A 25720-nucleotide genomic window follows, 5' to 3' on the forward strand; every position below is an offset into this window, starting at 1 on the left:
AGGCTCACTGCAACGGCGGGTCGCCGCTTGTGCGCTTCTTGGCGAGGTCCATCTCGGTGACCGCGATCAGGATCTCGGCGCGGGTCTTCAGGTCGGGCGCTTCCAGCATGGCCTGCTTTTCGGCGGGGCCGTAGGGAGACATCATCGCCAGCGCGTTGACCAGCGCCTCGTTGGGCGCGCTCTCGACGCCCTCCCAGTCGACCTTGAGATTGTTGGCCTTCAGGAAGTCCGCGAGCACCGACAGCAGCGCCTCCCGATCGACCTCGTCCTCGCCCATGCGGGCCGTGAAGTCGTCGACGAAGGTAAAGAAATCCACCTTGCACTGCCGATAGGCGGTGAGCACCTCGAGCTCCTCTACCACCTTGAAGCGCGCGACGCCGGTGAGCTCGAGGATGTAGCGGCCGTCGCCGGATTCGGCGAGCTGGGTGATGCGGCCGACGCAGCCGACGCGGAACAGCGCGGGCTTGTCGGAATTCTTCGGCGAGTGCGCCACGTCGGGCTGGATCATGCCGATCAGGCGATGGCCGTCGCGGAAGCAATCGTCGACCATCGCAAGATAGCGCGGCTCGAAGATGTTGAGCGGCATCTGACCGCGCGGCAATAGCAGCGCGCCCGGCAGCGGAAACACCGGAATGATTTCGGGAAGGTCGGCGGGTCCGCGATATTCGATGTTGATCGGCATCTGGTCCCCGCTGACGCTTGTACGCATTCCCTACGAAAACAGGATCGTCGACAGGCGCTTTCGTCCCTCGACGGTCGCATCATCCGTGCCGCCCCAGGCCTCGAAGAACTGCACGAGCTGCTTGCGCGCGCCGTCGTCGTTCCACTTGCGGTCGCGCCTGACGATCTCGAGCAGTTGGTCGGTGGCGGCCGCGCGATTGCCTTGGGCGTTGAGCGCGGTCGCGAGATCGAAGCGGGCCTGATGATCGAGCGGGTTTGCGGCAACTTTCTGTTCCAGCTCGGCCACGGGCCCGAGCTGCTCCGCCTGCTCGGCAAGATCGATCGTCGTCTGCACGGCTTTCACCGCGGGATCGTTGCGCTTGGATTCCGGCACCATGGCCAGCGTCTGCTTGGCCTGCTCCATCGCGCCGGAGACGGCGTAGCATTTGGCAAGGCCGGCCAGGGCCGCGATGTTGGTCGAATCATGCTGCAGCGCCTCGGCATAGATCTGCGCGGCGGCTGCGGCGTCGCCCTCGGCGAGCACGGCATCGGCTTCCTGCACGATCTCGGCGACATTGACCTCGCCGGGGGCGGTGACGCCCTTGGTCAGCTTTTCGATGAAGGCGTTGAGCTGGCTCTCGGGCACCGCGCCCATGAAGCCGTCGGCCGGCTGGCCGTTGACGAAGGCGATCACGGCCGGGATCGACTGGATCCCCATCTGGCCCGGGATCGCTGGGTGCTGGTCGATGTTCATCTTGACCAGCTTGACCTTGCCCTTGGCCGCCTTGACCACCTTTTCCAGCACGGGGGTGAGCTGCTTGCAGGGGCCGCACCACTCCGCCCAGAAGTCGATCAGCACCGGCTGGCGCTTCGATTCCTCGATGACGTCCTTCACGAAGGTCTGGGTGGTGGTGTCCTTGATCAGATCGGCCGCAGCCGGGCCCGCCGCTCCGTTACCCTGGTCGATGATCGTCACGGGATCCCCTCGTCTGATGTCTGGAATGGCGGCTCTTTAGCACGTCGCCAACGCTGATGCTTGTTGTCGGCTCCTAAATTGGGCCGAATGGGCCGAATTTCAATCCATCGGGGCCGATTCGCCGGTTCCGGGGCGTTTCTGGGCGATTTAGCCGCATTCGGGGTCTATTTGGGGCGCGCAATTGCGAATCTATGCTGCCGGTAGCTGTTGCATTCCCCTCCCGCTTTTGGCATACGACAGCCGTTGCCGGCGCGTCACGCGACCGACACAGGATGCGGGTGTAGCTCAGTGGTAGAGCACGACCTTGCCAAGGTCGGGGTCGAGGGTTCGAGCCCCTTCGCCCGCTCCAATTTTTCCCAGAGCATCCAGCCAAGCCGGATCGGGCCGTGGTCTTCCACGCCGCTGGCGGCTGTCTTGGGTTTGCAATGACAATTCTGGTAACGGGCAGCGCAGGGCACCTCGGTGAAGCCATTCTGCGGATACTCCGCCGGCGCGGGTCGCCTGCGCGCGGCGTCGATCTGAAGCCCTCCCCCTCCCCCTTCACCGATGCGGTCGGCTCGATCGTCGATCCCGCGTTCGTGCGCGAGCAGATGGAGGGCGTCACGGCCGTGATCCACACCGCGACGCTGCACAAGCCGCATGTGGCGACCCACTCCAAACGGGACTTCGTCGACACCAACGTCACCGGCACACTCAATCTGCTCGAGGCAGCCGCGGCTGCCGGTGTGAAGAGCTTTGTCTTCACCAGCACCACCAGCGCATTCGGCTCGCAGCTTCGTTCCGAAGCCGGCCAAGCGGCGGTGTGGGTCACCGAGGATTTGCTGCCGGTGCCGAAGAACATCTACGGCACGACCAAGCTGATGGCGGAGAATCTGTGCGAACTGTTCTTTCGCGAGCGCGCCCTTCCGGTCGTCGTCTTGCGGACCTCGCGTTTCTTTCCGGAGGACGATGACGATCCGGCGCTGCGGTCGGCCTATCCGCTGGACAACGCGCAGGCCAACGAGCTGCTCTATCGCCGGCTGGATATAGCGGACGCCGTGAGCGCCCATCTGCTCGCCGTCGACCGCGCGCCGAGAATCGGTTTTGCCCGCTACATCGTTTCGGCCACGAGCCCGTTCGAGCCGCATCATCTCGCGGCGCTGGCGGATGACGCGGCAAGCGTCGTGCGCGCGCTCCATCCGGATTGTGCGCAGCTCTATGCGGCGCGCGGCTGGCGCCTGTTTCCGCAGATCGACCGGGTCTATGTCAATGCGCGCGCCCGGCGCGAATTGGGCTGGCGGCCCGAATTCGACTTTGCGCATGTGCTGCAGTGCCTGCGTGCGGGTCAGGATTACCGCAGCACGCTGGCGCGCGAAGTCGGGTCGAAAGGCTATCATGAGGCGGTTTTCGACGACGGGCCCTACCCCGTCGCCTCCTGATCACCGCTTTCGCAGTTTTGCTCGACGTGTCAAACGCCTGCGCGGTGTCACCGGGCGCAAATTGGCCTGAGGCATTCTACTGTGCATGGGGTTGTTCTCGCACTTTTTGTGTGGGCCCTTCCCACTGCCTGCAAATTGAGCTGGGCATCTTTCTGATTCCGCGTTGCAGCGAGATCGTTATCCTTGCCGCGCTGGTGGCCGGAGCAAATCCGTCTCAACTTTTATTGAGCGCAACCGCAGCACACGCGATGCGCTTCTCACCGCTCGCAGATGTGCTAACCTTTTTACGTCTGTCGTCCTGACAGACTCCGAACTTCGCCTACTCAAACAGCAAAACAAGAACGTGCAGCCCTGACGGCTGCCTTAGGGGAGTGACGCGATGACATCGATGTTCCATCGATCCGTGTTGGCGCTTGCAGCGGTTGCCCTTCTTGCCGGGACCAGCGTTGTCAATGCGCAGCAACAGGACAAAAACCGGGCACTGAAGAAATACGAATCCGGCACCAAGGAATTCTGGACCCATCCGCCGGATGACTGGTTCCTCGGCGACGAGACCGAGGCGCAGAAGGGCCTCGCGCCGCCCTCGGGTCCGCCGACCGGCGCGTCGGAGGCCGAGCTCGCGGCGATGATGAAGAAGATCAAGCTGCCGGCAGGCTTCAAGATCGAGGTCTATGCGCCCGGCGTCCTCGCCGCGCGGCAGATGGCCTGGGGTGACAAGGGCACGCTGTTCGTCGGCTCGTTCGGTCTCGGCAACGTCTATGCCATCAAGGACAACAACGGAAAGAAGGAGGTCAAGACCATCCTCAAGGGGCTGAACATGCCCACCGGTCTCGCCTTTAGGGACGGCGCGCTCTACGTCATCGCGGTCGACAAGCTGATCCGCTACGACAACGCCGAAGCCAATCTCGACAAGCTCGGCGACGGCAAGGTCGTCTATGACGACATGCCCTCCTATGCCGCGCATGGCTGGAAGTACATCGCGGTCGACAAGGAGGGCTGGTTCTTCCTGCCGTTCGGTCCGCCCTTCAACGTCGGCATTCCCCCGACCAGCGTGTCGCAGATCCGCCGCGTCGATCCCAAGACCGGCAACGCCGAGATTTATGCGCTCGGTGTCCGCAACTCGGTCGGCGGTGACGTCGATCCGCGCACCGGCAAATTCTGGTTCACCGAGAATGCGCGCGACTGGGTCAGCGACGATCTGCCTTCGGACAAGCTGAACATGATCAGCAAGATTGGCGAGCACTTCGGCTATCCCTATTGCCACCAGGGTGACCTGCCGGATCCGAAGTTCGCGATGGGTCACAAATGCTCCGAGTTCACGCCGCCCGTGCTGAATCTCGGCGCACATGTCGCTCCGCTCGGCATGAAGTTCTATACCGGCGACCAATTCCCCGCCGAGTACAAGAACAACATCCTGATCGCCGAGCACGGCTCCTGGAACAGGCACAAGTATCAGGGCGCCCGCATCATGCGCGTGATCGTCGGGCCCGACGGCAAGAACGCCAAGCAGGAAGTGTTCGCATCCGGCTGGCTCGAGGGTGACCAGGGCTATCTCGGCCGTCCCAACGACATCATCCTCGCCAAGGACGGCTCGATCCTCGTCGCCGACGACTGGGCCGGCGCGATCTACCGCATCAGCTACAGCAAGAAGTAGTGCGTAAGTGAAGCAGAGGCTGCGGTGGCCACGAGGCGGCCGCAGCCTCTTTAGTCTCATGCTGTCGTTCCGGATTGCGCGCCAGCGCAAGTCCGGAACCCATAACCCCGAGTCGTGGTTATGGATTCCGGGTTCGTGCTCCGCACGCCCCAGAATGACGACCTCGATAGATCGGAATCCTCCCTCATGCGCCGGCAGTTCACCTCGCACGCAATCAGCGTGGTTGCGTTCGCAGCGATCGCATTCGTCCCAGCCCTGGCCGCCGACAATTCCGCAATCAAGGACAAGGCCGCCGTCTGCTCCGGCTGTCACGGCGAGAACGGCATTTCCCAGACGGAGAACATTCCATCGCTCGCCGGCCAGCCCGATCAATTCATCCAGTGGCAGCTGGTGTTTTTCCGCGCGGGTTCGCGCAAGAACGACCAGATGCAGCCGATCGCGGAAGAGATCACCAACGAGGACATCCGTAATTTCGGCGCCTATTTCTCGCAAATGACGCCGCCGAAGGGAGCGGAGGACAACGACCCGGACCTGTCGAAGAAGGGCGCGCAGGTTGCCATCGGTCGCCGCTGCGCCTCATGCCACACCGACAGCTTTGCCGGGACCAAGGCCGTGGCGCGGCTCGCGGGCCAGCGTGAGGAATATCTCGTCAAGGCGCTGCACGACTACAAGGCCGGCACGCGCGTCGGCGGCGGCGTCGCGGCGATGGCCGATGTCGCCTATCACATGAGCGATGAGGAAATCACCGCGGTCTCGCATTATCTGGCATATTTCAAATAGTGCTGGGCTGTTGCGGCAAACACAGCTCGTCGTCCCGGGCTCGCGCTGCGCGCGCCCCGGGACGACGGCGGCGTGTGGAGCGCGAGCTACCCCACCCGCTGCTTTTCATACGCCTTCAAATGCGTGTACGCGATGCGCAGCTTCGGCACCGGCACCTTGGCGGCATCGGCGCGGGCGATGAGATCGCCGATGACGTGGTCGGCTTCGACCGGCAGGCCCGCCTTGATGTCGCGGAACATCGACGCCGTCATCGGCGATCCCTCGGCGGTGAGATTGCCTTTGACGCGCTCGAAGAACGGGCCACCCGGCGGATAGCCGGCCGCCGTGGCGATGGCGCTGGTCTCATCGAGCATGCCGAGCAGAAAATCCCGGCCGCCGGGTGCGGCGAGGATGTTGCCGACGGAGGTACGCATCAGGCTGGTGCTTGCGGCGAGCGAGGAGAGGAACACCCACTTCTCCCACATGTCCTGCATGATGTTCTGGCTGGCGGCGGCGCCGTTGATGCCGCTCTTGAAGGCCTCGTCGATCGCCTTGACGCGATCCGACAGCTTGCCGTCGCGCTCACCGTAATTGAGCGACTGCATCGGCTGCAGCTGCACCACCTCGCGCTTCTCGTTCAGCGTCGCGGCAATGGCGCAGAGCCCGCCGAGCACGCGCTCCTTGCCGAATTTCTGGTCGAGGATGTCGAGATGCTTCATGCCGTTGAGCATGGGGATGATTGCCGTATTCGGCCCGACCGCGGGCGCGAACGACTTGATGGCATCGTCGAGGTCGAACGCCTTGCAGCTGAGCAGCACGACGTCGAACTTGTCCTTGAGCGCGTCGGCCTGCACGGTCGGCGGATTTTTCAAGGTCACGTCGCCATTCGGGCTCTTGATGACGAGGCCGGCGCTCGCCAGCTCGCCGGCGCGGCGCGGCCGGACCAGGAAGGTGACGTCGCGGCCGGCCTGCAACAGCCTGCCACCAAAATAGCCGCCGATGGCGCCGGCGCCGACCACGAGGATACGCATGGGGATATTCCTTTTTGTTGCTATTGGCGGTCCATCTATAGTCGTCATTGCGAGCGAAGCGAAGCAATCCAGAATGCTGCCGCGATCACATTCCGTCGTCGGCGAAGGAGCGTCTACTTCTCCAGCACCATTTCCTCGACCTCGCGCAACTGCTCCTTGCCGAAAAACATCTCGTTGCCGACGAAGAAGGTCGGCGAGCCGAACGCGCCGCGGGCGACCGCCTCCTCGGTGTTCTTGATCAGTCTGGCCTTCACTTCGGGTTCCTGAGCGCGGGCGAACAGCTTTTGCGCGTCGAGGCCAGACGACGCCAGCGCCTTCGCCGCGACTTCGGGGTCGTCCATCTTCTTCGGCTCGCGCCACATGTGGTGGAACGCCGCTTCGACATATTTCTCGAACACGCCCTCGAGTTGCGCCGCGATCGCGGTGCGCATCAGGTTCAGCGTGTTGACGGGGAAATGCGGATTGAAGACATAGGGCTGGACCTTGAAGCGCTTGATGAAGCGCTCGGTCTCGATTTGCTGGAATTCGCGCTTGTTCTTGATGCCGGCGAGCGTCTCGGCCGGCGACTTGTTGTTGGTCGACTTGAAGATGCCGCCGAGCAGGATCGGCACATATTCGAATTTGACGCCGATCCGCTGCTCGATCGCCGGGATCGCCAGATGGCTGAGATAGGCGTTCGGGCTGCCGAAATCGAACAGGAATTGCGGGGCTGTGCGGGGCAAGTTCGTTCTCCCTGATCTCGCTTTTCCTCATTGTGGCGCAGGCCGCGCCACAGGTCCATCGTTTAATGACGGTCATAATACTTTGACGGTCAGATCAGGCGCCGGATTGCCCGCTTGCGCCACACCAGGAGGTAATAGCCCATCTGCAAAAGGAACATGGCGCAGAACACGATGGGATAGGCAGCCCACACGCCCTCAAGGCCGACGGTGCGGCTGAGGATGATCGCAGCCGGCAGCTCGATTGCGACAATGGCGAAGATCGACAGCAGCATCGGCGTGAAGGCGACGCCGCCAGCGCGCATCGCGCCGGAAAACACCGTGGCGAGGCCAAACGGCACCGAGCTCCACAAGGCGATATCGAGCAGTCGCTTTGCCAGGTCGAGCACGGCGCCGTCGGTGATGAAGATGCCGAGCACGGCGCGTGGCGCGAGATAGATCAGCGCCACCAGCCCGCCGGTCAGGACGATGTTGAACGCAAGACCGGTTCGCACGATGCCGTCGAGCCGCGCCCTGTCGCCGCCGCCGACGGCCTGGGCGCCGAGGATCGAGACCGCGATCGAAATCGACATTGCCGTGAACTGCGTATAGCCCATCACCTGGTTGACAGCGCCGTAGGCCGCGGTGGCGCTCGAGCCAAAACCGTTGACGAGGCCGAGCAGCACCAGCTCGGCGACCGCCATCACCACCATGCCGATCGCGCTTGGCAGCCCGATGCCGAGGATTTTTCCGAGCATGGCTCTGTTGAGCCGGAGATGACCCAGCAATGCAGCGTCCGGCGCGAGCGCATGCTTCTTCCGCAGCAAATAAACGGCGAGCGCGATCAGCGTCAGTGCGTTGGCGATTGCCGCCGCCCATGCCGGACTGGTGATGCCGACAGCCGGCAATCCAAACGTGCCACGAATCAGCATCGGCGTCAGGATCACGCCGATCACCGTCGACAGCGCCAGCGCCAGCAGCGGCGTCAGCGCGTCGCCGACGCCGCGGATCATCGCCGTCATCAGCAGGAAGACGAAGCCGAGCGGCACGGTGAGCAGCACGATGCGGGCATAAGCGCTGGCCTGGTCGAGAATGTCAGCGGGCGTCGCGAGCATCGTCATCAATTGCCGGCTGAAGATCCCGCCGACCAGTGCAACCGATATCGACAGCAAGAGACCGACTGCGAGCGTCGTGCCCACCACGCTTCTGATCTTGCCGTGCTCGCCCGCGCCAAAGGCCTGGCCGATCAGCACGGTGGCTCCGGTGCTCAGGCCCATGACGAAGGCGAACAGGAAGAACATCACCGGGAAGAACGCCGACACCGCCGCCAGCGCGTCGACGCCGATCATCTGGCCGAGATAGACATTGCTGACGGTGCCGAACAGCGATTGCAGCGCGTTGCTCAGCATCAGCGGCGCGAGGAAGCGGAGGAATGTGGTCCAGAGCGGCTTTGGAGCAGACATGGGCTTGGCCTTTCATCAGGGCGTGCGAAGCCGTTGCCGCGCAACGCGCGGCTCGGCCGTTGATGGGGTTGTGAAGAGCGGTGCGCTTTAAGCGCGGTCGCTGTAGGCGAGCTTGACGATGTGGTCGCGGATATCAGTCGGCCATTCCGCGATCAGTCCGGTGAAGCGTCGCCGGTCATCCGCGAACAATGCGCGCGAGGCTTCCTCGAATTGCGGCAAATTGCCCGACATGGTCGACATGAAGTGATAGGCCGCATCGCGCGCCTGCCGCTCGCGGTCCTTGTCGCCGCTTGCGCGACGCGCCTCGTCGACGAGCTTTCGCAGAGCGACCGAGGCGCCGCCCGGCTGCGCGCCGAGCCATTCCCAGTGCCGCGGCAGCAGCGTCACCTCGCGCGCGACCACGCCGAGCTTCGGCCGGCCGCGGCCGCGCGGCTCGGCCGGTTCTGCGGTCTCCTCAACAGGGGGCGGGACAAGCTTCGCCAGGCGCGCCAGCACCTCGCGATCTCCGCCGCGCAGATCGAAGTCGATCGATCGGCCCGTGGTATCCTCGAAGATGATGATCGGCTCGTCCGGCCGCGGCGCCACCCGCTTGACGACCAGCGCGACCTCTCCCGCCGGCCCGGACACCAGGCGGCGTTGTCCCTGGAAAGCGGTGAAAATCTTATGCATTGGAATCATTGCCATATTGAACAGCGTTGGCGGGCTTAATACCCGGGTAAATTCCAGGTGTCAATATACCCGGGTGAAAATATCCATACCGACGGCTCGACATTGTGTTCCCGGGCTGGCACGAACGGCCGATCACGCCTAGCTCCGGGGACCCACGATGCTGACCGTTCACCACCTCAACAACTCGCGCTCACAGCGCGTGCTGTGGCTGCTCGAAGAGTTGGGCGTGCCCTACGAGATCGTGCGCTATCAGCGCCAGCCGGACATGCGCGCGCCGAAGGAGCTGCGCGCGATCCATCCGCTCGGCAAGTCGCCCGTCATCACCGACAACGGCAACACCATCGCCGAGTCAGGCGCGATCATCGAGTATCTCATCGCCACCTACGGCAACGGCCGGCTGATCCCGCCGCCGAACACGCCGGAGCGGCTGCGCTTCACTTACTGGCTGCACTATGCGGAGGGATCGGCGATGCAGCCGCTGCTCCTGAAGCTGCTGTTCACGCTGATGCCAAAGCGCGCGCCGGCGCTGCTGCGTCCGCTGGTGCGCAAGGTCTGCAACCAGGCACTGACCGCGCTGGTCAATCCGCAGCTCAAGCAGCACATGGATTATTGGGAAGGCGAGCTTGCGAAGAGCGAGTGGTTTGCCGGCAACGAGTTCACCGCCGCCGATATCCAGATGAGCTTCCCGCTGGAAGCCGCGCAAGCACGCGGCGGGCTCGAGCAGGGCCATCCCAAGGCGATGGCGTTCCTGGAGCGCATCCACGCGCGGCCGGCCTATGCCCGTGCGCTGGAGAAGGGCGGGCCGTACCAGGTGGGGCGGTAAGCCACTCTCTCGTCATTCCGGGGCGGTGCGCAGCACCGAACTACGGTGCGCAATCGCGCACCTGAGAATCCCGCGCCGCAATTTCGAGATCCCGGGTTCGGCTCTTCGAGCCGCCCCGGGATGACGGCCAAAAACTAATCCGCGTGCAACACGCGTCCGCGCGTCTCCGGCAATGCAAACGCGGCGATGAAGAACACCGCGTAGGCCACCACCGCGAAGATCGCGATCGCATTCGCGAGCGATGTCGTCGCCGACAATGCGCCGACGAGGAACGGAAACAGCGCCCCGATGCCGCGGCCGAAATTGTAGCAAAAGCCCTGACCGGAGCCACGCAGCCGCGTCGGATAGAGTTCTGTCAGGAACGCGCCGATCCCGGAGAAATAGCCCGAGGCGAAGAAGCCGAGTGGGAAGCCGAGCACCCACAGGATCTCATTCGTCAGCGGCAGCTGCGTATAGAACAGCACCACCGCCATGGCGCCGATCGAGAAGATCAGGAACAGATTGCGCCGTCCGATCCGGTCGGCGAGCCAGGCGCCGGTGAGGTAGCCGATGAAGGAGCCGATGATCAGCGTCGAGAGATAGCCGGTCGAGCCGACGATCGACAGATGCCGTTCCTTCGTCAAGAACTGCGGCACCCAGAAGGTGACGGCGTAGTAGCCGCCCTGGCAGCCCGTCGCCATCAGCGATGCCAGCACCGTGGTCTTCAGGATCGGGCCGGAGAAGATTTCCCAGAGCGCCGGCCGATCGCCGCTCGCAGCCTGCCTGGCGCGCGCCTCGGCCGCGATCTCCGGCTCCGTGACGGAGCGGCGGATGTAGAACACCAGCAGCGCCGGCAGCGCGCCGATCACGAACATCCAGCGCCAGGCCGTCTCCGCCGGCAGGATCGAGAACAGGATCGCCTGCGACAGCACGGCGAGGCCCCAGCCGACCGCCCAGCCCGACTGCACCGAGCCGACCGCGCGCCCGCGATATTGCGGCCGGATCGCCTCGCCCATCAGCACGGCGCCCGCCGCCCATTCGCCGCCGAAGCCGAGGCCGAGCACGGCGCGCGCAATCAGGAGCTGGTCGAAATTCTGCACGACGGCGCAGACCAGCGAGAAGAACGAGAACCAGATGATGGTGATCTGCAGCGTTCTGACCCGTCCGATGTGATCGGAGAGATAGCCGCCGAGCCAGCCGCCGATGGCGGACGCCAGCAGCGTCACTGTGCCGGCGAGACCTGCGGAAGCCGCGTCGACCTTCCACAGCGCGATGATGGTACCGATCACCAGCGGGTAGATCATGAAGTCCATGCCGTCGAGCGCCCAGCCCGCGGCGCAGGCCCAGAACGTCCGCCGCTCCGGCGTGTTCATGTCGCGATAGAACGCGAGAAGGCTGGTGTCCTCGATCTCGGCGCGTTCGATGCGCTGGTTCGGATCGGCTGTGGTCATGTGCGTTTCCCCGGCAGTTTCTTCAAAGCTGCGCGGTGGTAGCACGCGCGCCGGCCGGAGCAAGCCGGTGCGCGCTGCCATGCCATGCAGCGGCGGGTTACTGGCCCGCCGCTTCCGCGCCGCGCGTTCGCGGATCGGGGGCGCCGAGCGGACCGTTCGGCGTCACGAGAATCGAATTGGCGGAGGTCTGTCCCATCGGCTCGACGATGACATGGTCCATGGCCTTCAGCTCGGAGAGGACCTGATCGGAGAAGCCGCGCTCGATGCGCACTTCGTCCGGCAGCCATTGATGATGCAGCCGCGGCGCGGCGACGGCGGCGGCGACGTCCATTTTGTAATCGAGCACGTTGACGATCACCTGGAGCACGGTGGAGATGATGCGGCTGCCGCCGGGCGAACCCGTCACCAGCACCGGCTTGCCGTCCTTCAGAACGATGGTCGGCGACATCGAGGAGAGCGGACGCTTGCCGGGGCCGGGCAGATTGGGCTCGTAGCCGACGAGGCCGTAGGCGTTTGAAGCACCGACCGCCGCGGTGAAATCGTCGAGCTCGTTGTTGAGCAGCACGCCGGTGCCTTCGGCGACGAGGCCGACGCCGTAGCTGAAGTTCAGCGTGTAGGTGTTGCTGACCGCATTGCCGCGGCTGTCGACGACCGAAAAATGCGTGGTGTTGCTGCCCTCGCGCGGCGCGTCGGCGGCGGATGCCAGCTGCTTCGAAGGCGTGGCGCGATCGGCGGAGATGCCCGCACGCAGCTTGGCCGCATAGTCCTTCGACGTGAGGGTCTCGATCGGCGCGTTGACGAAAGCGGGATCCCCGAGATAGCGCGCGCGATCCGCATAGGCGCGCTTCATGGCCTCGATCAGGAGATGCAGCGAGGCCGGCGATCCCTGCTTCAGATCAGCGAGCTGAAAGCCTTCGAGGATGTTGAGCGTCTCCACCAGCACCACGCCGCCGGAGGACGGCAGCGGCATCGAGACGATGTCGTAGCCGCGATAGGTGCCGCGCACCGGTGTCCGGATCACGGGCTGATAGGCCTTCAGGTCGGCCGCCGTCATGATGCCGCCGGCATCGGACAGCGCCTTGGCGAGCTTCTCCGCAACCGGGCCCTCGTAGAAGCCGCGCGGCCCCTGTGTGGCGACGGCCGACAGCGTGTCGGCAAGATCGCCCTGCACCAGCCGATCGCCTTCGCCGAGCGAGCTGCCGTCAGGGCGTGAAAAAATCTTCGCCGAGGAAGGCCAGCGCGCGAGGCGCCGGTGCCAGCCCGGCAGGCTGTCGGCGATGTCGTCGCTGACGACGAATCCGTCGCGGGCGAGCGCGATCGCAGGCTCGAGCAGCTGCGCCAGCGTGAACTGGCCCGAGCCGTATTTCTCCAAGGCCAGCGCAAGGCCTGCGACGGTGCCGGGCACGCCGACGCCGAGCGCGGAATCGCGCGACTTCGCGGCATCGGGCTTGCCGTCGGGACCGAGGAAGATCTGCGGCGTGGTCGCTGCCGGCGCGGTCTCGCGATAGTCGATCGCGATGTCCTCGTTGCGCTCGGCGGAATGGATCACCATGAAGCCGCCGCCGCCGATATTGCCGGCGCGCGGATAGGTCACCGCCATGGCAAAGCCGGTCGCGACCGCGGCATCGACCGCATTGCCGCCGCGTCGCAGGATGTCGGCGCCGACCTGCGCGGAGATCTTCTCCTGCGCCACCACCATGCCGTGCTCGGCGGCAACGGCGTGCACCGTATCGAGCGGCGGCGGAACATAGGCCCGCCGGGCATCCTGCGCGGTCGCAGGCGCAAATCCGAACGCCAGAATGGAGAAGAAGGCGATAAATGTCCGCCGGGTCCAATATGACGACATTATCAAATTTCCGCCGTGGCCTCGGGCCGGTTCACACGCCTCTCCTTAATGCTATACCGTTTGCGCTAAGAGGGACAAAACTGTTCGTGATAAGGACTTCGGAATGACGACAATCGCCCCCGATGTGCGCATGGCCGGCGTGCAGCGGACCTATCCGCCGCGCGCGGCTGTCGTCAGCTGGATCTTCTTCGACTGGGCTGCGCAGCCCTATTTCACGCTGATCACGACGTTCGTGTTCGCGCCCTATTTCGCGACCAGTGTTGCGCCAGATGCTGCCACGGGCCAATCGCTGTGGGGCTTTGCAATGGCGGCTGCGGGTCTCGCCATCGCGCTGCTGTCGCCGGTGCTCGGGGCCATCGCGGATGCGTCGGGCCGCCGGAAGCCCTGGATCGCAGGGTTCGGCGCGCTGCTGGTGCTGGCGTCCTGCACGCTGTGGATCGGCAAGCCCGGCGATCCCTCGGTCATTCCGCCGCTGCTCACTGCGGTCGCGCTTGCCAGCGTCGGTGCGGAATTCGCCACCGTCTTCAACAATGCGATGATGCCGACCCTGGTGCCGCCGGAGCGCATCGGCCGGCTCTCCGGCACCGGCTGGGCCACGGGTTACATCGGCGGCATCGTCAGCCTGATCATCGTGCTCGGCTTCCTCGCCGCCAATCCCGAGACCGGACGCACGCTGCTCGGATTCGCGCCGCTGTTCGGGCTCGATCCCGCCACACACCAGGGCGATCGCATCGTCGGACCGCTCACCGGGCTGTGGTTCATCATCTTCGTGACGCCGCTGTTCCTGTTCACGCCGGATTATCCGGCGAAGCTGCCGGTGCGTGAGGCGCTGCGCGAGGGCCTGCTGGAGCTCAAGCAATCGATCAAGGGTCTGCCGCAGCAGAAATCGCTCGCGGCGTTCCTGCTCGCCAACATGATCTACACTGACGGTCTGGTGTCGCTGTTCGCGTTCGGCGGCATCTACGCCGCCGGCACCTTCGGCTGGCACACGATCCAGATCGGCAGCTTCGGCATCATGCTCGCGATCGCCGGCACGTTCGGCGCATGGCTCGGCGGCAAGCTGGATGATCATCTCGGGCCGAAGCGCGTGATTGCCGGCAGCCTGCTGGTCCTGCTGCTGTCGGTGGCGGCGATCCTTCTGGTCGACAAGGACAGCGTGTTGTTCTTCAAGGTGGCGCCGCCGCAAGCAGGCGCTCCGCTGTTCTCGAGCGCGGCCGAGCGCGCCTATCTCGTGCTGGGTTGTCTCATCGGCGCCGCCGGCGGCCCGCTTCAGGCCGCCTCGCGCACACTGCTGATCCGCCTTGCGCCCAAGGATCGTATCGCGCAGTATTTTGGCCTGTTCGCGCTGACCGGGAAGGTGACGTCCTTCATCGGCCCGCTCCTGATCGGCATGATCACGGCCGCGACCGCGAGCCAGAAGGCCGGCATGGCGGTGCTGGTGGTGTTTTTCGTTGCGGGGTTGGGGCTATTGATGCGGGTGCGGGATTAGCCGCACGACGCGATCTCACCCCCGTCATTGCGAGGAGCGAAGCGACGAAGCAATCCAGACTTCCTCGGCGGAAAGATTCTGGATTGCTTCGCTGCGCTCGCAATGACGAGGTCGACAGAATCGTCGTAGCTCTTGCAGCCCGCTCTGCCGATCGGCTCAGTGCCTGAAGTGCCTTGTCCCCGTGAACACCATGGCGACGCCGTGCTCGTCGGCGGCCTTGATCACCTCGTCGTCGCGCATGGAGCCGCCGGGCTGCACCACGGCGGTGGCGCCGGCTTCGATACAGGCGAGCATGCCGTCGGCGAACGGGAAGAACGCATCCGACGCCACGACCGAGCCCTTGGTCAGCGGCTCCGCGAGCTTCAGTTCGTTCGCAGCATCCTGCGCCTTGCGTGCCGCGATCCGTGCTGAATCGACCCGGCTCATCTGGCCCGCGCCGATGCCGACGGTGGCGAGATCCTTGGCATAGATGATGGTGTTGGACTTGACGTGTTTTGCTACCCGGAACGCGAATTTCAGGTCGCGCATCTCCGCGTCGGTCGGCGCACGCTTGGTCACGACCTTGAATGTCATGTCGTCGACCACGGCATTGTCGCGGCTCTGCACCAGCAGGCCGCCCGCCACCGTCTTGGCGGTGAGGCCGGGCGCGCGCGGATCGGGCAGGCTGCCGGCGAGCAGCAGGCGCAGGTTCTTCTTCCCGCCGATGATGGCGATCGCCTCCTCGCTGGCGTCGGGCGCGATGATCACCTCGGTGAAGATCTTTGTGATCTCGCGCGCGGTGTCGGCGTCGAGCGCGCGGTTCATCGCGATGATGCCGCCGAACGCCGAGGTGGAATCGCAGGCCAGCGCCCTGCGATAGGCCTCGACGAGATTCGAGCCTTCCGCGACGCCACAGGGATTGGCATGCTTGACGATGACACAGGCCGCGGTGCGCTTGGTGTCGAACTCGCCGATGCACTCATAGGCCGCGTCGGTGTCGTTGATGTTGTTGTAGGAGAGCTCCTTGCCCTGGAGCTGCCGCGCGGTCGAGACGCCCGGGCGCTTGTCCGGCGTCGCGTAGAACGCCGCGGTCTGGTGCGGGTTCTCGCCATAACGCAGCGATTGGATCAGCCGGCCGCCAAAGGCGCGGAAGTCCGGCGCGTCGATCTCGAGCTGCCGGTTGAACCAGTTCGAGATCGCGGCATCGTAGGCCGCGGTGCGCGCATAGGCCTTTGCGGCGAGACGCCGGCGCAGCTTCAACGTGGTCGCGCCCTTGTTGGCGGCGAGCTCGTCGAGCACGGCCTTGTAGTCCTCGGCCTCGACCACGACTGCGACGTCATCATGGTTCTTGGCGGCGGCGCGGATCATCGCGGGGCCGCCGATGTCGATGTTCTCGATGCAATCCTCGAAGCCGGCGCCTTTGTCGACCGTCGCTTCGAACGGATAGAGATTGACGACGAGCAGGTCGATCGGCGCGATGCCATGCGCCTTCATCGCCTCCGCATGCTCCTTGTTGTCGCGGATCGCGAGCAGGCCGCCATGCACCTTCGGATGCAGCGTCTTGACGCGGCCGTCCATCATCTCGGGGAAGCCGGTGAGGTCGGAGACGTCCTTCACCTTGAGGCCGGCGGCGGCGATGGCCTTGGCGGTGCCGCCGGTCGAAACCAGCTCGACATCATGCGCGGCGAGCGCCTTGGCGAACTCGATCAGGCCGGTCTTGTCGGAGACGGAGAGCAGGGCGCGGGTGACGCGGCGGGGATAGTCAGTCATGAGCAAGATCCTCTGCTAAGGGAGTGTCTATGCCCAGGCGCGCGGCTGATATGTCCCGCGCTTCCCGATGGTGCTCCATCCAAGGTCGCCAGTCGCGCGAGCGAGGGCTCGATAGCAGCTTTTGGCGCGCGTCTCAACGGCTAGATAGGACCGGATCGTGCCTGTTTACAGCGGAAGTTCCGGTTCGCGACGGGCGTTGCGGCGGGCATTGGTAACGGCCGGCGACGCTGTGGAGCGGATAAAGCTCCAGCGGATCGAAGGGGCCTGCCGCGCGTCCTGGCGGATCACGATCTGGGCAGTGCGGCGCGGGCCGTCATTGCCAGCCAGGAACACGCTGTCCTCGAGATCCACCTTGTCGTCGAGCGCCTCGAAGGTCCAGACGTCGCGGTTCGGCAGCACCAGCATGACGCCGCGGGCATCCGACAGCCGGCTCGCCTTCACCGCCGGATGCAGATGGAAGCGCAGCGCGAAATCGGCATCGGCGCCCTTGAAACGTCCGCCTTGCGGCGGCGACAGCGTGTCCTCGCCGTCGATGCGTGCGCCGTCATTGGCGATCATCAGCACGCGGCGATGGATCGCGCCGAATTTACCGAGATAGCCGTCATGCGAAGTCGTGAGCAGCGTGCCGTTCTGCACGACCTCGCGATAGCTCTCGACCTCGACCGGACCGCTGGTGACGGGCGAGCCGTGCAGGAGCCGCTTCATCGCCGACATCTCCACGAACTGGCATGATGAGGTGTCGTGATAGGTCAGCGTCGAATGCGCCGCGGTACCGCGCGCGAACGGTCGCCAATTGTCGCGGCCGGTGGTCGGCATGCCGCAATTGGTGACGATGCGGCTGATGCCGGAGGACAGTTCGAACGACAGGCAGCCGGCATGGGCGTCGTGGCTGACGCCGGCCGGCGGCGGCGGGCCGGTGTCGATGATCAAAGTGGTCTGGCCGGCATCGAGCCGCTGGAAGCCGGTATGCGGCATGTTCGCCATCGGCGCGCCATGGGTGTCGTCATAGGCGAGCAGCGTCGCGAGCAGGTCGGAAGGCGTCGCGCTCATGCCGTTGAACAGCGCGAAATTGCCGTCGCCATGCCGGAAGAAGCGCAGCATCGGCATCATGCGGTCGATGGCGTTGAGCAGCGCCGGCGGCGGCGCGATGTTGCGTGCGGCGAAGGTCTGCCGCAGCGGCAAGAGGTCGATCAGCAATTCGATCAGCGCGCCCGGATTGCGCGAGATGTGGCCGCCGTCGGGCAGGATCTGCCGCTGCAATTCGTCCGAGAGCTTTTTCGAAGCGCTGCGGATATGGCGCGCCTGGTTGGCGAGGCACAGTGCCGAATAGCATAGCGCGATCAGCACCTGCAGCTTCGGCACCCCGTCGGGGATGTCGACCATGGTGTAGCGCAGGAAGCGGATCTCGCGGGCCAGCGCACGCAAATAGCGGCGATAGAATTTGTTGTCGGTGTCGTTGAGCACCAGCGGCGCCTGCGACAGCAGCGAGATCACGCGCCGCGCCAGCACGTCGGCGCGCCGCGCGACGGGGCGACGCTTGTTGGCGGGATTGGCGATCCAGTCCTCGACCAGCGCGCGCGCATTGGCCCGCGTCAGCGCAGTGTCGGCGGCGCGCAAATGGCGCAGCCAGCCGAAGCCGAGCAGCGCGACCTCCCAATCTTCGGATGGCGGCTCGAGATCGAAGATCGAACGGCCGTGGCAATTGACGATCTTGCCGGCGAAGACGAAGCGGCCGGCATAGATCTCGGCGGCGCGGGTCGCATCGGCGGTGCGTAAGTCATGCGGCGCGATGATCAGCCGGTCGGTGCGGCTGGGCCACACCCGCGACAGTGCAACCGAGCCGCCACTCGCGCGCGCGAGCATGTTCCGCGCGAAGCGGTTCATGACCAGCGTCGAGATACGTCTGCGTTGAGCGACCGACACGCCTTGCCTTGAAGGGGGAGAGAGGATTCCGACGAATCCTTATTAATCCCAAAATCGACCGCCTGACACCACCCTGAACGGCGCGAATCAGCGTCGGGATTGCAAAAACCAGTGCAAAATCAGGATTTAACGAGCCGGCTCGCGAAGAATCCATCGAGCCCGCCGAGCTTGGGATCGGCGTTCGGCAGATGGCTCGGCAGGGTGCGCAAGTCGCCGTCGGCGGTGATGATTTCGGCGAGGCCCGCGACCTCCGAGGCCTCGATCGGGACGCGTCGAAACGCGGGCTCGGCGGCCAGCAGCGCGGCCACGGCCTGCTCGCCTTCCTCGGGTTCCAGCGAACAGGTGCAGTAGACCAGCGTGCCGCCCGGCTTGAGCAGCGAGACGGATTTCTTCAGCAGCCGCTGCTGGAGCGCGGTCAGGGCAGTGATGTCGGATTCCTGACGGAGCCAGGCGACGTCGGGATGACGGCGGATGGTGCCGGTCGAGGTGCAGGGCGCGTCGATCAGGATGCCGTCGAAACCTTCGGCCGGGCCGGCCCACTCCACGGCGTCAGCGACGACGGTCTCGGCCTGGAGCGACAGCCGCGCCAGATTCTCGCGCAGCCGCGCCACACGGGCGGGCGAGCGGTCGATCGCCGTGACCTGCGCGCCTGATAGCGCCAGTTGCGCGGTCTTGCCGCCGGGCGCGGCGCAGAGATCGGCAATGGACTTGCCCTTGATGTCACCGAACAGCCGGGCCGGCAGTGCGGCGGCGGCATCCTGCACCCACCATTGTCCCTCGGCGAAGCCGGGCAGCATCGTCACCGAGCCGTGCAGCAGCATCCGCACCGTCCCGGTCGGCAGCGTCTCGCCATGCAGGCGGCTCGCCCATTGTTCGGGGTCCGACTTCACGGTCAGATCGAGCGACGGCTCATGGCCGAGCGCCAGCGCCATGTTCCTCGCTGTCGCCTCGCCATAATGCGCGCTCCAGCGCGAAAGCAGCCAGGGCGGCAGATCCAGCGATTGCGTCGCGACCTCGTCGACCAGCGCCTTGCCCTCGCGCGCGCAGCGGCGCAACACGGCGTTGACGAGGCCCGCATAACGGGCGGCACGCCGGTCGGATTGAACGAGGCGGACGGAGAGATCGACGGCGGCGTGATCGGGCACGTCCATCCAGAGGATCTGGGCGGCGCCGATCAGGAGCGCGCTCTGCGCGCGCGGTGCGTCGGAGGGAATGCCCTTGTCGAGCAGGCGGGACAGGACATGGCCGAGCGTGCCGAGCCGGCGCAGCACGGTCGCAACCAGGCGACGCATCAGCGCGCGGTCGCGGTCGGCCAGCGTCTTCAGTCCGGGATGGGCGCCGCCGCCGTCGAGCTGGTCGTCAAGCGTGCGGTGCTTGTGCAGGACGCCGTCGACGATGTCGGCGGCAATCCGCCGCGCCGCAAGACCAGGCACTTCGGACGGTGGGGCGAAACGTTGAGATGGCATGCGGAAGCAAGGTTCTGAGCGAGCGGCAGTTCCGCCGCAATGGGCGCATGCCTAGAGAATTCGATCTGTGACACGCGAATATGCCAAATGTAAGAATGGCGTCTCGCGTTTACAGCCCGCCATGACCATTTCAGCAATGCGATAATGGACCTCGCATGCCCCGTGATCTTGCGCTAGGAGCGCCGACATGAGTGACCAACCCTCCGTTCCTGATCGCAAGCAGCTCCCGCCGGCTGCCCAGCGTGCGTTGGCCGAGGCCGAAGCACGCCGGCAGGCTGCTGCTGCGGCTCATGCCGAAGCGGGGCCCAAGGAATTGCAGGGACCGAAGGGGCCTGAGCCCACCCGTTACGGGGATTGGGAGCGCAAAGGAATTGCGTCGGATTTTTGAGCTGCAGGTCCGGCATACTTTCTCGTCTTCCCTACCTCTTGAGGCATCTTGCCGGTTCGGCCGACTCAGCCCTAGCGTGCGCGGATGCCGCGCTTCGAGCCCAGCCATCCACGTCGGCCGTCCTATAGCGGCTCGCCGTTCGGACGTCGCTTTTCCGGTTTGCTCCCGTGGATGTTCGTGATCGGAGCCGCGACGGCTCTGGTGCTCGTCTCCCGGCACGGAACGAACTGGCCCGCTGCGCATGACGCCGAAGGACGGGCGAAAGATACCGGGATCGTCCTGCAGCAGTCCGGCAACGCCAATGCACGCCAGCCGGTCGATGTCATCCGCGCCATCGACGGCGATACTTTTCTTGCACGCGTGCTCCAGCGCAACGGCCGCGATCTCGTCGTGCGGGTCCGGCTGCGCGGAATCGATGCGCCGGAGATGAAAGCATCCTGTCAGGATGAACTGGACAAGGCCAAGGCCGCGACCGCCGCGCTGCGCGATTTGCTCGGCCAGGGTGACGTGACCATCAGCAATCTCGGAGCTGACAAATACGGTCGCGTTCTCGCCGACGTCGCCACCAGGCGCACCGCCAACGTGTCCGCAGCGTTGCTGGCTGGCGGCTACGCGCGGAGCTACGATGGCGGCCACCGCGACGGCTGGTGCGCGCGGAGCAGGCGTTTCTGGTAACAAAAAAGCCGCGTCGAACGACGCGGCCTTTTCGATTCTCGTGCGATTTTAGCGATCAGCGCGTCACCACCACCGTGGTGCCGACCGAGACGCGGCTGTAGAGATCGGTGATGTCGTCGTTGAGCATGCGGATGCAGCCATAGGAGACGAAGCCGCCGACCGAACCCGGCACGTTGGTGCCGTGGATGGCATATTCGCCGCCGGCCAGAGTCATGGCAGCAACGCCCATCGGGTTGCGCGGCGAGCCACCGGGAATGACGTCGGGTAGCTGCGGCTTGTCGCGCTTGACCTCGGCGGGCGGCGACCAGGCCGGGTTGCGGTACTTGCCGTCGATGCGGGTTGTGCCGGCCCACTGCTTGCCGGACTTGCCGACGCCGACCGGGTAGCGCACGGCGTGGCCGGAATCGAGAATGAGATAGAGTTTGCGTTCGTTGGTCTTCACCACGATGGTGCCCGGCGAATAGTCGCCCGGATGCGCACCGACCATTTCCGGCCGGGCCTCGGCCGCGGTCGACATCAAGACCGCTGCCCCGATGGTGGCGGCGACCGCCACAGCAATCCTCATCGACATCAATGCTTCCCTTCCGTTGCCCCGAACGGGTCGTCCCAATCTACGCAAAACCCGGCAATCGCCCGCTCGCCCACACAGTATTAACCGCGCCCGTTAACCGGATGGTTTCCAAGCACGGCCGCCGAGGGCCAGCGGGCAGGGGGAACAAAGGAAATGTTCGAAATAAAGTAAATGACCTGAAAACAACACTCGAAGGGAAAGATGCGGCCACGCCGCCGCACGCCCTGACAAGAGCGTGAGGATGTGAACGGCTGTTGTTTTAGGGGGCGGCGAACCGCGGCCTCGTGTCCCGGACAAGGCGCAGCGCGAAGCGATGCGACGCAGAGCCGGGACCCAGGAGGCCGCACGTTTTGCCGTTGGATGGGCCCCGGCTCTGCAACGCACCGCTGAAGGAGCGCTGCGCTGCGTCCGGGGCACGAGAAGCGTGCCTTACGCCGACTTCTTGTTCTGCCGGTTCTTCACGAGATCATCGACCACGGCGGGATCCGCCAGCGTCGAGGTATCGCCCAGGCTGCCCGGCTCGTCCTCGGCGATCTTGCGCAGGATGCGGCGCATGATCTTGCCGGAGCGGGTCTTGGGCAGGCCCGGCGCGAACTGGATCTGGTCGGGCGAGGCGATCGGGCCGATCTCCTTGCGCACCCAGGTCACGAGCTCCTTGCGCAGATCGTCGGTCGGCTGCACGCCGGCCATCAGGGTGACATAGGCGTAGATGCCCTGGCCCTTGATGTCGTGCGGGAAGCCGACCACGGCGGCCTCCGACACCTTCTCATGCGCGACCAGCGCACTCTCGACTTCCGCGGTGCCCATGCGGTGGCCGGAGACGTTGATGACGTCGTCGACGCGGCCGGTGATCCAGTAATAGCCGTCGGCATCGCGGCGGCAGCCGTCGCCCGTAAAATACTTGCCCTTGTAGGTCGAGAAGTAGGTCTGCTCGAAGCGCGCGTGATCGCCATAGACCGTGCGCATCTGGCCCGGCCATGACCGCGTGAGACAGAGATTGCCGGTGGTCTCGCCTTCCAGCACCTTGCCGTCGGCGTCGACGATTTCAGGCACCACGCCGAAGAACGGCTGCGTCGCTGAGCCCGGTTTGAGTTTCGTCGCGCCCGGCAGCGGCGTGATCAGGATGCCGCCGGTCTCGGTCTGCCACCAGGTGTCGACGATCGGGCAGCGGTCGTCGCCGACGACGCGGTGATACCATTCCCAGGCTTCGGGGTTGATGGGCTCGCCGACCGAGCCGAGCAGCCGGAGCGAGGCGCGCGAGGTCTTCTTCACCGGCTCGTCACCGCTCTGCATGAGGGCGCGGATCGCCGTCGGCGCGGTGTAGAAGATGTTGACCTTGTGCTTGTCGATGACGTTCCAGAACCGCGAATTATCCGGGTAATTCGGCACGCCCTCGAACATCAGCGTGGTCGCACCGTTGGCGAGCGGTCCGTAGAGGATGTAGCTGTGGCCGGTGACCCAGCCGACGTCGGCGGTGCACCAGTAGATGTCGCCGTCGTGATAGTCGAAGACGTATTGATGCGTCATCGAGGCGAACACGAGGTAGCCGCCCGTGGTGTGCAGCACGCCCTTGGGCTGGCCGGTCGAGCCCGAGGTGTAGAGGATGAACAGCGGATCCTCGGCATGCATGTGCTCGACCGGGCATTCCGTCGTCACCATCGCCGCGGCCTCGTGGTACCAGAGGTCGCGCGTCGGGTTCATGTCGATCTTGCCGCCGGTGCGCTTGACCACGACGACCCAGTCGACGCCGTCGGCTTTGGCGAGCGCCGCGTCGACATTGGCCTTCAGCGGCACCTTCTTGCCGCCGCGCAGGCCTTCGTCCGCGGTGATGATCACCTTGGATTGGCAGTCGTTGATGCGCTGGGCGAGGCTGTCGGGCGAGAAGCCCGCGAACACCACGGAGTGGATCGCGCCGATCCGCGCGCAGGCCAGCATCGCATAGGCGGCCTCGGGGATCATCGGCAGGTAGATGGTGACGCGGTCGCCTTTCTTGACGTTGCGGGTGCGCAGGATGTTGGCCATCCGGCAGACCTCGTCGTGCAGCTCCTTGTACGTGATGTGGCGGGATTGCGAGGGATCGTCGCCTTCCCAGATGATCGCGGTCTGGTTGGCGCGCGTGTGGAGGTGCCGGTCGATGCAGTTGTGGGCGACGTTGAGGACGCCGTCCTCGAACCATTTGATCGAGATGTTGCCCGGCGCGAAGGAAACGTTCTCGATTCTAGTCGGCGCCTTCATCCAGTCGATGCGCTTGGCCTGTTCGGCCCAGAAGCCGCTCGGGTCCGAGATCGAGCGGGCGTACATGTCCTTGTACTTGGCCTGGTCGACCCAGGCGCGCTTCGCCCATTCCGCCGGCACGTCGTAGATCTTCTCGGACATATTTCCCTCCACATGCGGCAAGCTCAGGCCATGCCGACAGCATCATTTGACGGATTATGCGTCGGGCTAACCGGACCCGACAAGGAGCACAAGCTGGACCTTCGACGAGCCGCCGGCCATGCGGAGGATCAAGGTCAGCCAGGTTGGCTGTCGCAAATCTGAAACAGGCCGACGGGGCGCCTTTCGGCGCTTTACCCAAACCGCGCAATAGGCCCCTGCAGAGCCCCCATGCGCCGGCCTGAGGTATTTAGGAACCGCCCTTCACTGATTCGGGACTCGCAATACGGTTCGGAACACCCTAAATGGCCAACCCGGGTCCGAAGAGACCCGTGGAACAAAAATCAGAACAGCGGCATTGACCGATAACAGGCAGGGCTAAGGCGTAAGACTATGATGGATCAGCAGAATCTCGGGACGTTGCGGCCCGCTTCAGCCGATCCTGCCGCTATTGCGCTGGCCAAAGCCCTCGGACAATGGCCGAAACCGGCCGCATCCAGCCGTCCCAGCCCGAAAAAGGCGTTCGACACGGCGCCCGCGGCGACGGTCGAGGCCCTCGCCAAGGAGCTGGGCCTGCGGCTCGGCGACCAGAACGAGCTGAAGATCCGCCGCATCAAGCGCGGCAAGGGCTATTCCTTCGTCCGCCCCAACGGCGCCCATATCCGCGACGCCCGCACGATCCGCCGGCTGCACGCCATGGCGGTGCCGCCGGCCTATCGCGAGGTGCGCTACTCCGCCGATCCGAGCTCGCATCTCCAGGCCGTGGGTCGCGATGCCGCGGGCCGGCTGCAATACCGCTATCACGCCGATTGGGAGAAGGTCCGCGAGCACCGCAAGGCGCATCGCCTGGAGAAGCTCGTCGGCGCGCTGCCAAAGATCCGGCGCAAGGTCTCGGCGTTCCTGTCGGGCGACGAGCCGACGCGCGAGTTCGCGCTCTCGGCCGTGATCGAGCTGATCGCGCGCACCGCGATCCGCCCCGGCAATGAATCCTATGCCCGCCTCAACGGCACCCGCGGCGCCACCACGCTGCTGAAGTCCAACGTCACGCTGGAAGACGATTGCTTCGTGCTGACCTTCAAGGCCAAGGGCGGCAAGGCGGTGCGGAAAGAGTGCGACGCGGCCAAGCTGGTGCGCGCCATCGGCATTTTGCAGAGCGTCCCCGGCAAGCGCATGTTCCAGTATCGCGACGCCTACGGCATCGTCCGCGCGGTCAACACCACGCAGGTGAACGCGTTCTTGCGCGAGATCGCGGGCATCAAGATCTCGCTGAAGGATTTTCGCACCCTGATGGCGTCCGCCGTCGTGGTGGAATCGCTGTCGCGGATCACGCCGGCGACCAGCCAGCGCGGCCGCAAAAAGCAGGTGCTGGACGCGATCCGCGCCGCGGCCGACAAGCTCTCGAACACGCCGGCGATCTGCCGCAAGAGCTACGTCCACGACACCATCGTCACCGCCTTCGAGGACGGCATCCTCGAGCGCTTCGCTGCGACGATGAAGGGCCAGCGCTCGCAGGCTCGGCGCGAGCAGCTGCTGGCGCAGGTGGTGGCGACCGCCGCGGTGTAACGACACTGCCGTAGGGTGGGCAAAGGCGCGAAGCGCCGTGCCCACCATTTGCTCATGGTGAAAGGTGGTGGGCACGGCGCGAAGAGCGCGCCTTTG

21 protein-coding genes, 1 tRNA gene and 1 riboswitch are annotated in these 25720 nt (G+C 65.2%); of the genes, 9 read left to right on the forward strand and 13 right to left on the reverse strand.

What is annotated here, in order from left to right; all coding sequences use genetic code 11:
- Nucleotides 1-4: 4 nt before the first annotated feature.
- The gene (locus N2603_RS01200; RefSeq protein WP_018648272.1) at nt 5-682 is read right to left on the reverse strand and encodes an LON peptidase substrate-binding domain-containing protein; all 678 of its coding nucleotides are present in this window, start codon (nt 680-682) and stop codon (nt 5-7) included.
- A gap of 30 nt (nt 683-712) precedes the next feature.
- A complete protein-coding gene (gene trxA / locus N2603_RS01205; protein ID WP_260387381.1) occupies nt 713-1636 on the reverse strand; it encodes a thioredoxin in 924 nt (307 codons plus the stop codon).
- A gap of 274 nt (nt 1637-1910) precedes the next feature.
- Between trxA and N2603_RS01210 the strand changes: the two genes are divergently transcribed.
- The 4 genes from N2603_RS01210 (at nt 1911) to N2603_RS01225 (ending at nt 5488) form a co-directional block, all read left to right on the forward strand.
- Nucleotides 1911-1985: transfer RNA gene (locus N2603_RS01210), tRNA-Gly, on the forward strand.
- A gap of 76 nt (nt 1986-2061) precedes the next feature.
- Nucleotides 2062-3054 (forward strand): NAD-dependent epimerase/dehydratase family protein, encoded by a 993-nt coding sequence (locus tag N2603_RS01215; protein ID WP_260387382.1) that lies wholly within the window; start codon nt 2062-2064, stop codon nt 3052-3054.
- A 379-nt stretch (nt 3055-3433) separates the two neighbouring features.
- On the forward strand, nt 3434-4708 hold the full coding sequence (locus N2603_RS01220; RefSeq protein WP_260387383.1) for a PQQ-dependent sugar dehydrogenase: 1275 nt from the start codon (nt 3434-3436) through the stop codon (nt 4706-4708).
- 186 nt (nt 4709-4894) lie between these two features.
- Entirely contained in the window at nt 4895-5488 is a 594-nt protein-coding gene (locus N2603_RS01225) for a c-type cytochrome (RefSeq protein WP_260387384.1), read from the forward strand.
- 86 nt (nt 5489-5574) lie between these two features.
- On the opposite strand, the gene panE is transcribed toward N2603_RS01225, so the two are convergent.
- From panE to N2603_RS01245, 4 genes are all read right to left on the reverse strand, one after another.
- Nucleotides 5575-6498 (reverse strand): 2-dehydropantoate 2-reductase, encoded by a 924-nt coding sequence (gene panE / locus N2603_RS01230; protein ID WP_260387385.1) that lies wholly within the window; start codon nt 6496-6498, stop codon nt 5575-5577.
- 113 nt (nt 6499-6611) lie between these two features.
- Nucleotides 6612-7220, reverse strand: a complete 609-nt coding sequence (locus tag N2603_RS01235) for a 2-hydroxychromene-2-carboxylate isomerase (RefSeq protein ID WP_260387386.1) — start codon at nt 7218-7220, stop codon at nt 6612-6614.
- A gap of 89 nt (nt 7221-7309) precedes the next feature.
- The gene (locus N2603_RS01240; protein ID WP_260387387.1) at nt 7310-8659 is read right to left on the reverse strand and encodes an MATE family efflux transporter; all 1350 of its coding nucleotides are present in this window, start codon (nt 8657-8659) and stop codon (nt 7310-7312) included.
- An 87-nt stretch (nt 8660-8746) separates the two neighbouring features.
- Complete coding sequence (locus N2603_RS01245; RefSeq protein ID WP_260387388.1) at nt 8747-9343, reverse strand: DUF2239 family protein; 597 nt, start codon at nt 9341-9343, stop codon at nt 8747-8749.
- A gap of 142 nt (nt 9344-9485) precedes the next feature.
- Here N2603_RS01245 and N2603_RS01250 point away from each other — a divergent pair, with 142 nt between their 5' ends.
- Complete coding sequence (locus N2603_RS01250; protein WP_260387389.1) at nt 9486-10151, forward strand: glutathione S-transferase family protein; 666 nt, start codon at nt 9486-9488, stop codon at nt 10149-10151.
- Nucleotides 10152-10285: 134 nt separating this feature from the next.
- On the opposite strand, the gene N2603_RS01255 is transcribed toward N2603_RS01250, so the two are convergent.
- The gene (locus N2603_RS01255; RefSeq protein WP_260387390.1) at nt 10286-11581 is read right to left on the reverse strand and encodes an MFS transporter; all 1296 of its coding nucleotides are present in this window, start codon (nt 11579-11581) and stop codon (nt 10286-10288) included.
- Between the two features lie 97 nt (nt 11582-11678).
- The gene (gene ggt / locus N2603_RS01260) at nt 11679-13427 is read right to left on the reverse strand and encodes a gamma-glutamyltransferase (RefSeq protein WP_260387391.1); all 1749 of its coding nucleotides are present in this window, start codon (nt 13425-13427) and stop codon (nt 11679-11681) included.
- Between the two features lie 103 nt (nt 13428-13530).
- Here ggt and N2603_RS01265 point away from each other — a divergent pair, with 103 nt between their 5' ends.
- Complete coding sequence (locus N2603_RS01265; RefSeq protein WP_260387392.1) at nt 13531-14916, forward strand: MFS transporter; 1386 nt, start codon at nt 13531-13533, stop codon at nt 14914-14916.
- 156 nt (nt 14917-15072) lie between these two features.
- Here the strand turns inward: N2603_RS01265 and purH are convergent, their stop codons facing one another.
- From purH to N2603_RS01280, 3 genes are all read right to left on the reverse strand, one after another.
- Nucleotides 15073-16665: a bifunctional phosphoribosylaminoimidazolecarboxamide formyltransferase/IMP cyclohydrolase gene (purH, locus tag N2603_RS01270; RefSeq protein ID WP_260387393.1), complete on the reverse strand. Its 1593-nt coding sequence runs from the start codon at nt 16663-16665 to the stop codon at nt 15073-15075.
- A gap of 24 nt (nt 16666-16689) precedes the next feature.
- Nucleotides 16690-16771: riboswitch (ZMP/ZTP riboswitch) on the reverse strand.
- Between the two features lie 59 nt (nt 16772-16830).
- Complete coding sequence (locus tag N2603_RS01275; RefSeq protein WP_260387394.1) at nt 16831-18549, reverse strand: heparinase II/III family protein; 1719 nt, start codon at nt 18547-18549, stop codon at nt 16831-16833.
- Between the two features lie 158 nt (nt 18550-18707).
- The gene (locus tag N2603_RS01280) at nt 18708-20054 is read right to left on the reverse strand and encodes an RsmB/NOP family class I SAM-dependent RNA methyltransferase (protein WP_260387395.1); all 1347 of its coding nucleotides are present in this window, start codon (nt 20052-20054) and stop codon (nt 18708-18710) included.
- A 187-nt stretch (nt 20055-20241) separates the two neighbouring features.
- On the opposite strand from N2603_RS01280, the gene N2603_RS01285 reads away from it, so the two are divergent.
- Together N2603_RS01285 and N2603_RS01290 are read left to right on the forward strand one after the other, a co-directional pair.
- Nucleotides 20242-20442 (forward strand): DUF1674 domain-containing protein, encoded by a 201-nt coding sequence (locus tag N2603_RS01285; RefSeq protein ID WP_018645089.1) that lies wholly within the window; start codon nt 20242-20244, stop codon nt 20440-20442.
- 84 nt (nt 20443-20526) lie between these two features.
- Complete coding sequence (locus N2603_RS01290) at nt 20527-21117, forward strand: thermonuclease family protein (RefSeq protein ID WP_260387396.1); 591 nt, start codon at nt 20527-20529, stop codon at nt 21115-21117.
- 55 nt (nt 21118-21172) lie between these two features.
- Here the strand turns inward: N2603_RS01290 and N2603_RS01295 are convergent, their stop codons facing one another.
- Together N2603_RS01295 and acs are read right to left on the reverse strand one after the other, a co-directional pair.
- A complete protein-coding gene (locus N2603_RS01295) occupies nt 21173-21688 on the reverse strand; it encodes a L,D-transpeptidase (protein ID WP_260387397.1) in 516 nt (171 codons plus the stop codon).
- 429 nt (nt 21689-22117) lie between these two features.
- Complete coding sequence (gene acs / locus N2603_RS01300; protein WP_026312319.1) at nt 22118-24064, reverse strand: acetate--CoA ligase; 1947 nt, start codon at nt 24062-24064, stop codon at nt 22118-22120.
- A gap of 390 nt (nt 24065-24454) precedes the next feature.
- Here acs and N2603_RS01305 point away from each other — a divergent pair, with 390 nt between their 5' ends.
- On the forward strand, nt 24455-25624 hold the full coding sequence (locus N2603_RS01305; RefSeq protein WP_018645093.1) for a DNA topoisomerase IB: 1170 nt from the start codon (nt 24455-24457) through the stop codon (nt 25622-25624).
- Nucleotides 25625-25720 lie beyond the last annotated feature (96 nt).

Origin of the sequence: Bradyrhizobium huanghuaihaiense, assembly GCF_025200885.1 — a bacterium.
Classification (GTDB): domain Bacteria; phylum Pseudomonadota; class Alphaproteobacteria; order Rhizobiales; family Xanthobacteraceae; genus Bradyrhizobium; species Bradyrhizobium huanghuaihaiense.

Coding starts and splice junctions, on each gene's coding strand:
- N2603_RS01290 (WP_260387396.1), top strand. CDS start 20,527: ATGCCGCGCTTCGAGCCCAGCCATCCACGTCGGCCGTCCTATAGCGGC.
- panE (WP_260387385.1), bottom strand. CDS start 6,498: ATGCGTATCCTCGTGGTCGGCGCCGGCGCCATCGGCGGCTATTTTGGT.
- purH (WP_260387393.1), bottom strand. CDS start 16,665: ATGACTGACTATCCCCGCCGCGTCACCCGCGCCCTGCTCTCCGTCTCC.
- N2603_RS01265 (WP_260387392.1), top strand. CDS start 13,531: ATGACGACAATCGCCCCCGATGTGCGCATGGCCGGCGTGCAGCGGACC.
- N2603_RS01275 (WP_260387394.1), bottom strand. CDS start 18,549: ATGAACCGCTTCGCGCGGAACATGCTCGCGCGCGCGAGTGGCGGCTCG.
- N2603_RS01255 (WP_260387390.1), bottom strand. CDS start 11,581: ATGACCACAGCCGATCCGAACCAGCGCATCGAACGCGCCGAGATCGAG.
- N2603_RS01220 (WP_260387383.1), top strand. CDS start 3,434: ATGACATCGATGTTCCATCGATCCGTGTTGGCGCTTGCAGCGGTTGCC.
- N2603_RS01200 (WP_018648272.1), bottom strand. CDS start 682: ATGCCGATCAACATCGAATATCGCGGACCCGCCGACCTTCCCGAAATC.
- N2603_RS01225 (WP_260387384.1), top strand. CDS start 4,895: ATGCGCCGGCAGTTCACCTCGCACGCAATCAGCGTGGTTGCGTTCGCA.
- N2603_RS01240 (WP_260387387.1), bottom strand. CDS start 8,659: ATGTCTGCTCCAAAGCCGCTCTGGACCACATTCCTCCGCTTCCTCGCG.
- N2603_RS01245 (WP_260387388.1), bottom strand. CDS start 9,343: ATGGCAATGATTCCAATGCATAAGATTTTCACCGCTTTCCAGGGACAA.
- N2603_RS01295 (WP_260387397.1), bottom strand. CDS start 21,688: ATGTCGATGAGGATTGCTGTGGCGGTCGCCGCCACCATCGGGGCAGCG.
- N2603_RS01215 (WP_260387382.1), top strand. CDS start 2,062: ATGACAATTCTGGTAACGGGCAGCGCAGGGCACCTCGGTGAAGCCATT.
- acs (WP_026312319.1), bottom strand. CDS start 24,064: ATGTCCGAGAAGATCTACGACGTGCCGGCGGAATGGGCGAAGCGCGCC.
- N2603_RS01305 (WP_018645093.1), top strand. CDS start 24,455: ATGATGGATCAGCAGAATCTCGGGACGTTGCGGCCCGCTTCAGCCGAT.
- N2603_RS01250 (WP_260387389.1), top strand. CDS start 9,486: ATGCTGACCGTTCACCACCTCAACAACTCGCGCTCACAGCGCGTGCTG.
- ggt (WP_260387391.1), bottom strand. CDS start 13,427: ATGTCGTCATATTGGACCCGGCGGACATTTATCGCCTTCTTCTCCATT.
- N2603_RS01280 (WP_260387395.1), bottom strand. CDS start 20,054: ATGCCATCTCAACGTTTCGCCCCACCGTCCGAAGTGCCTGGTCTTGCG.
- N2603_RS01285 (WP_018645089.1), top strand. CDS start 20,242: ATGAGTGACCAACCCTCCGTTCCTGATCGCAAGCAGCTCCCGCCGGCT.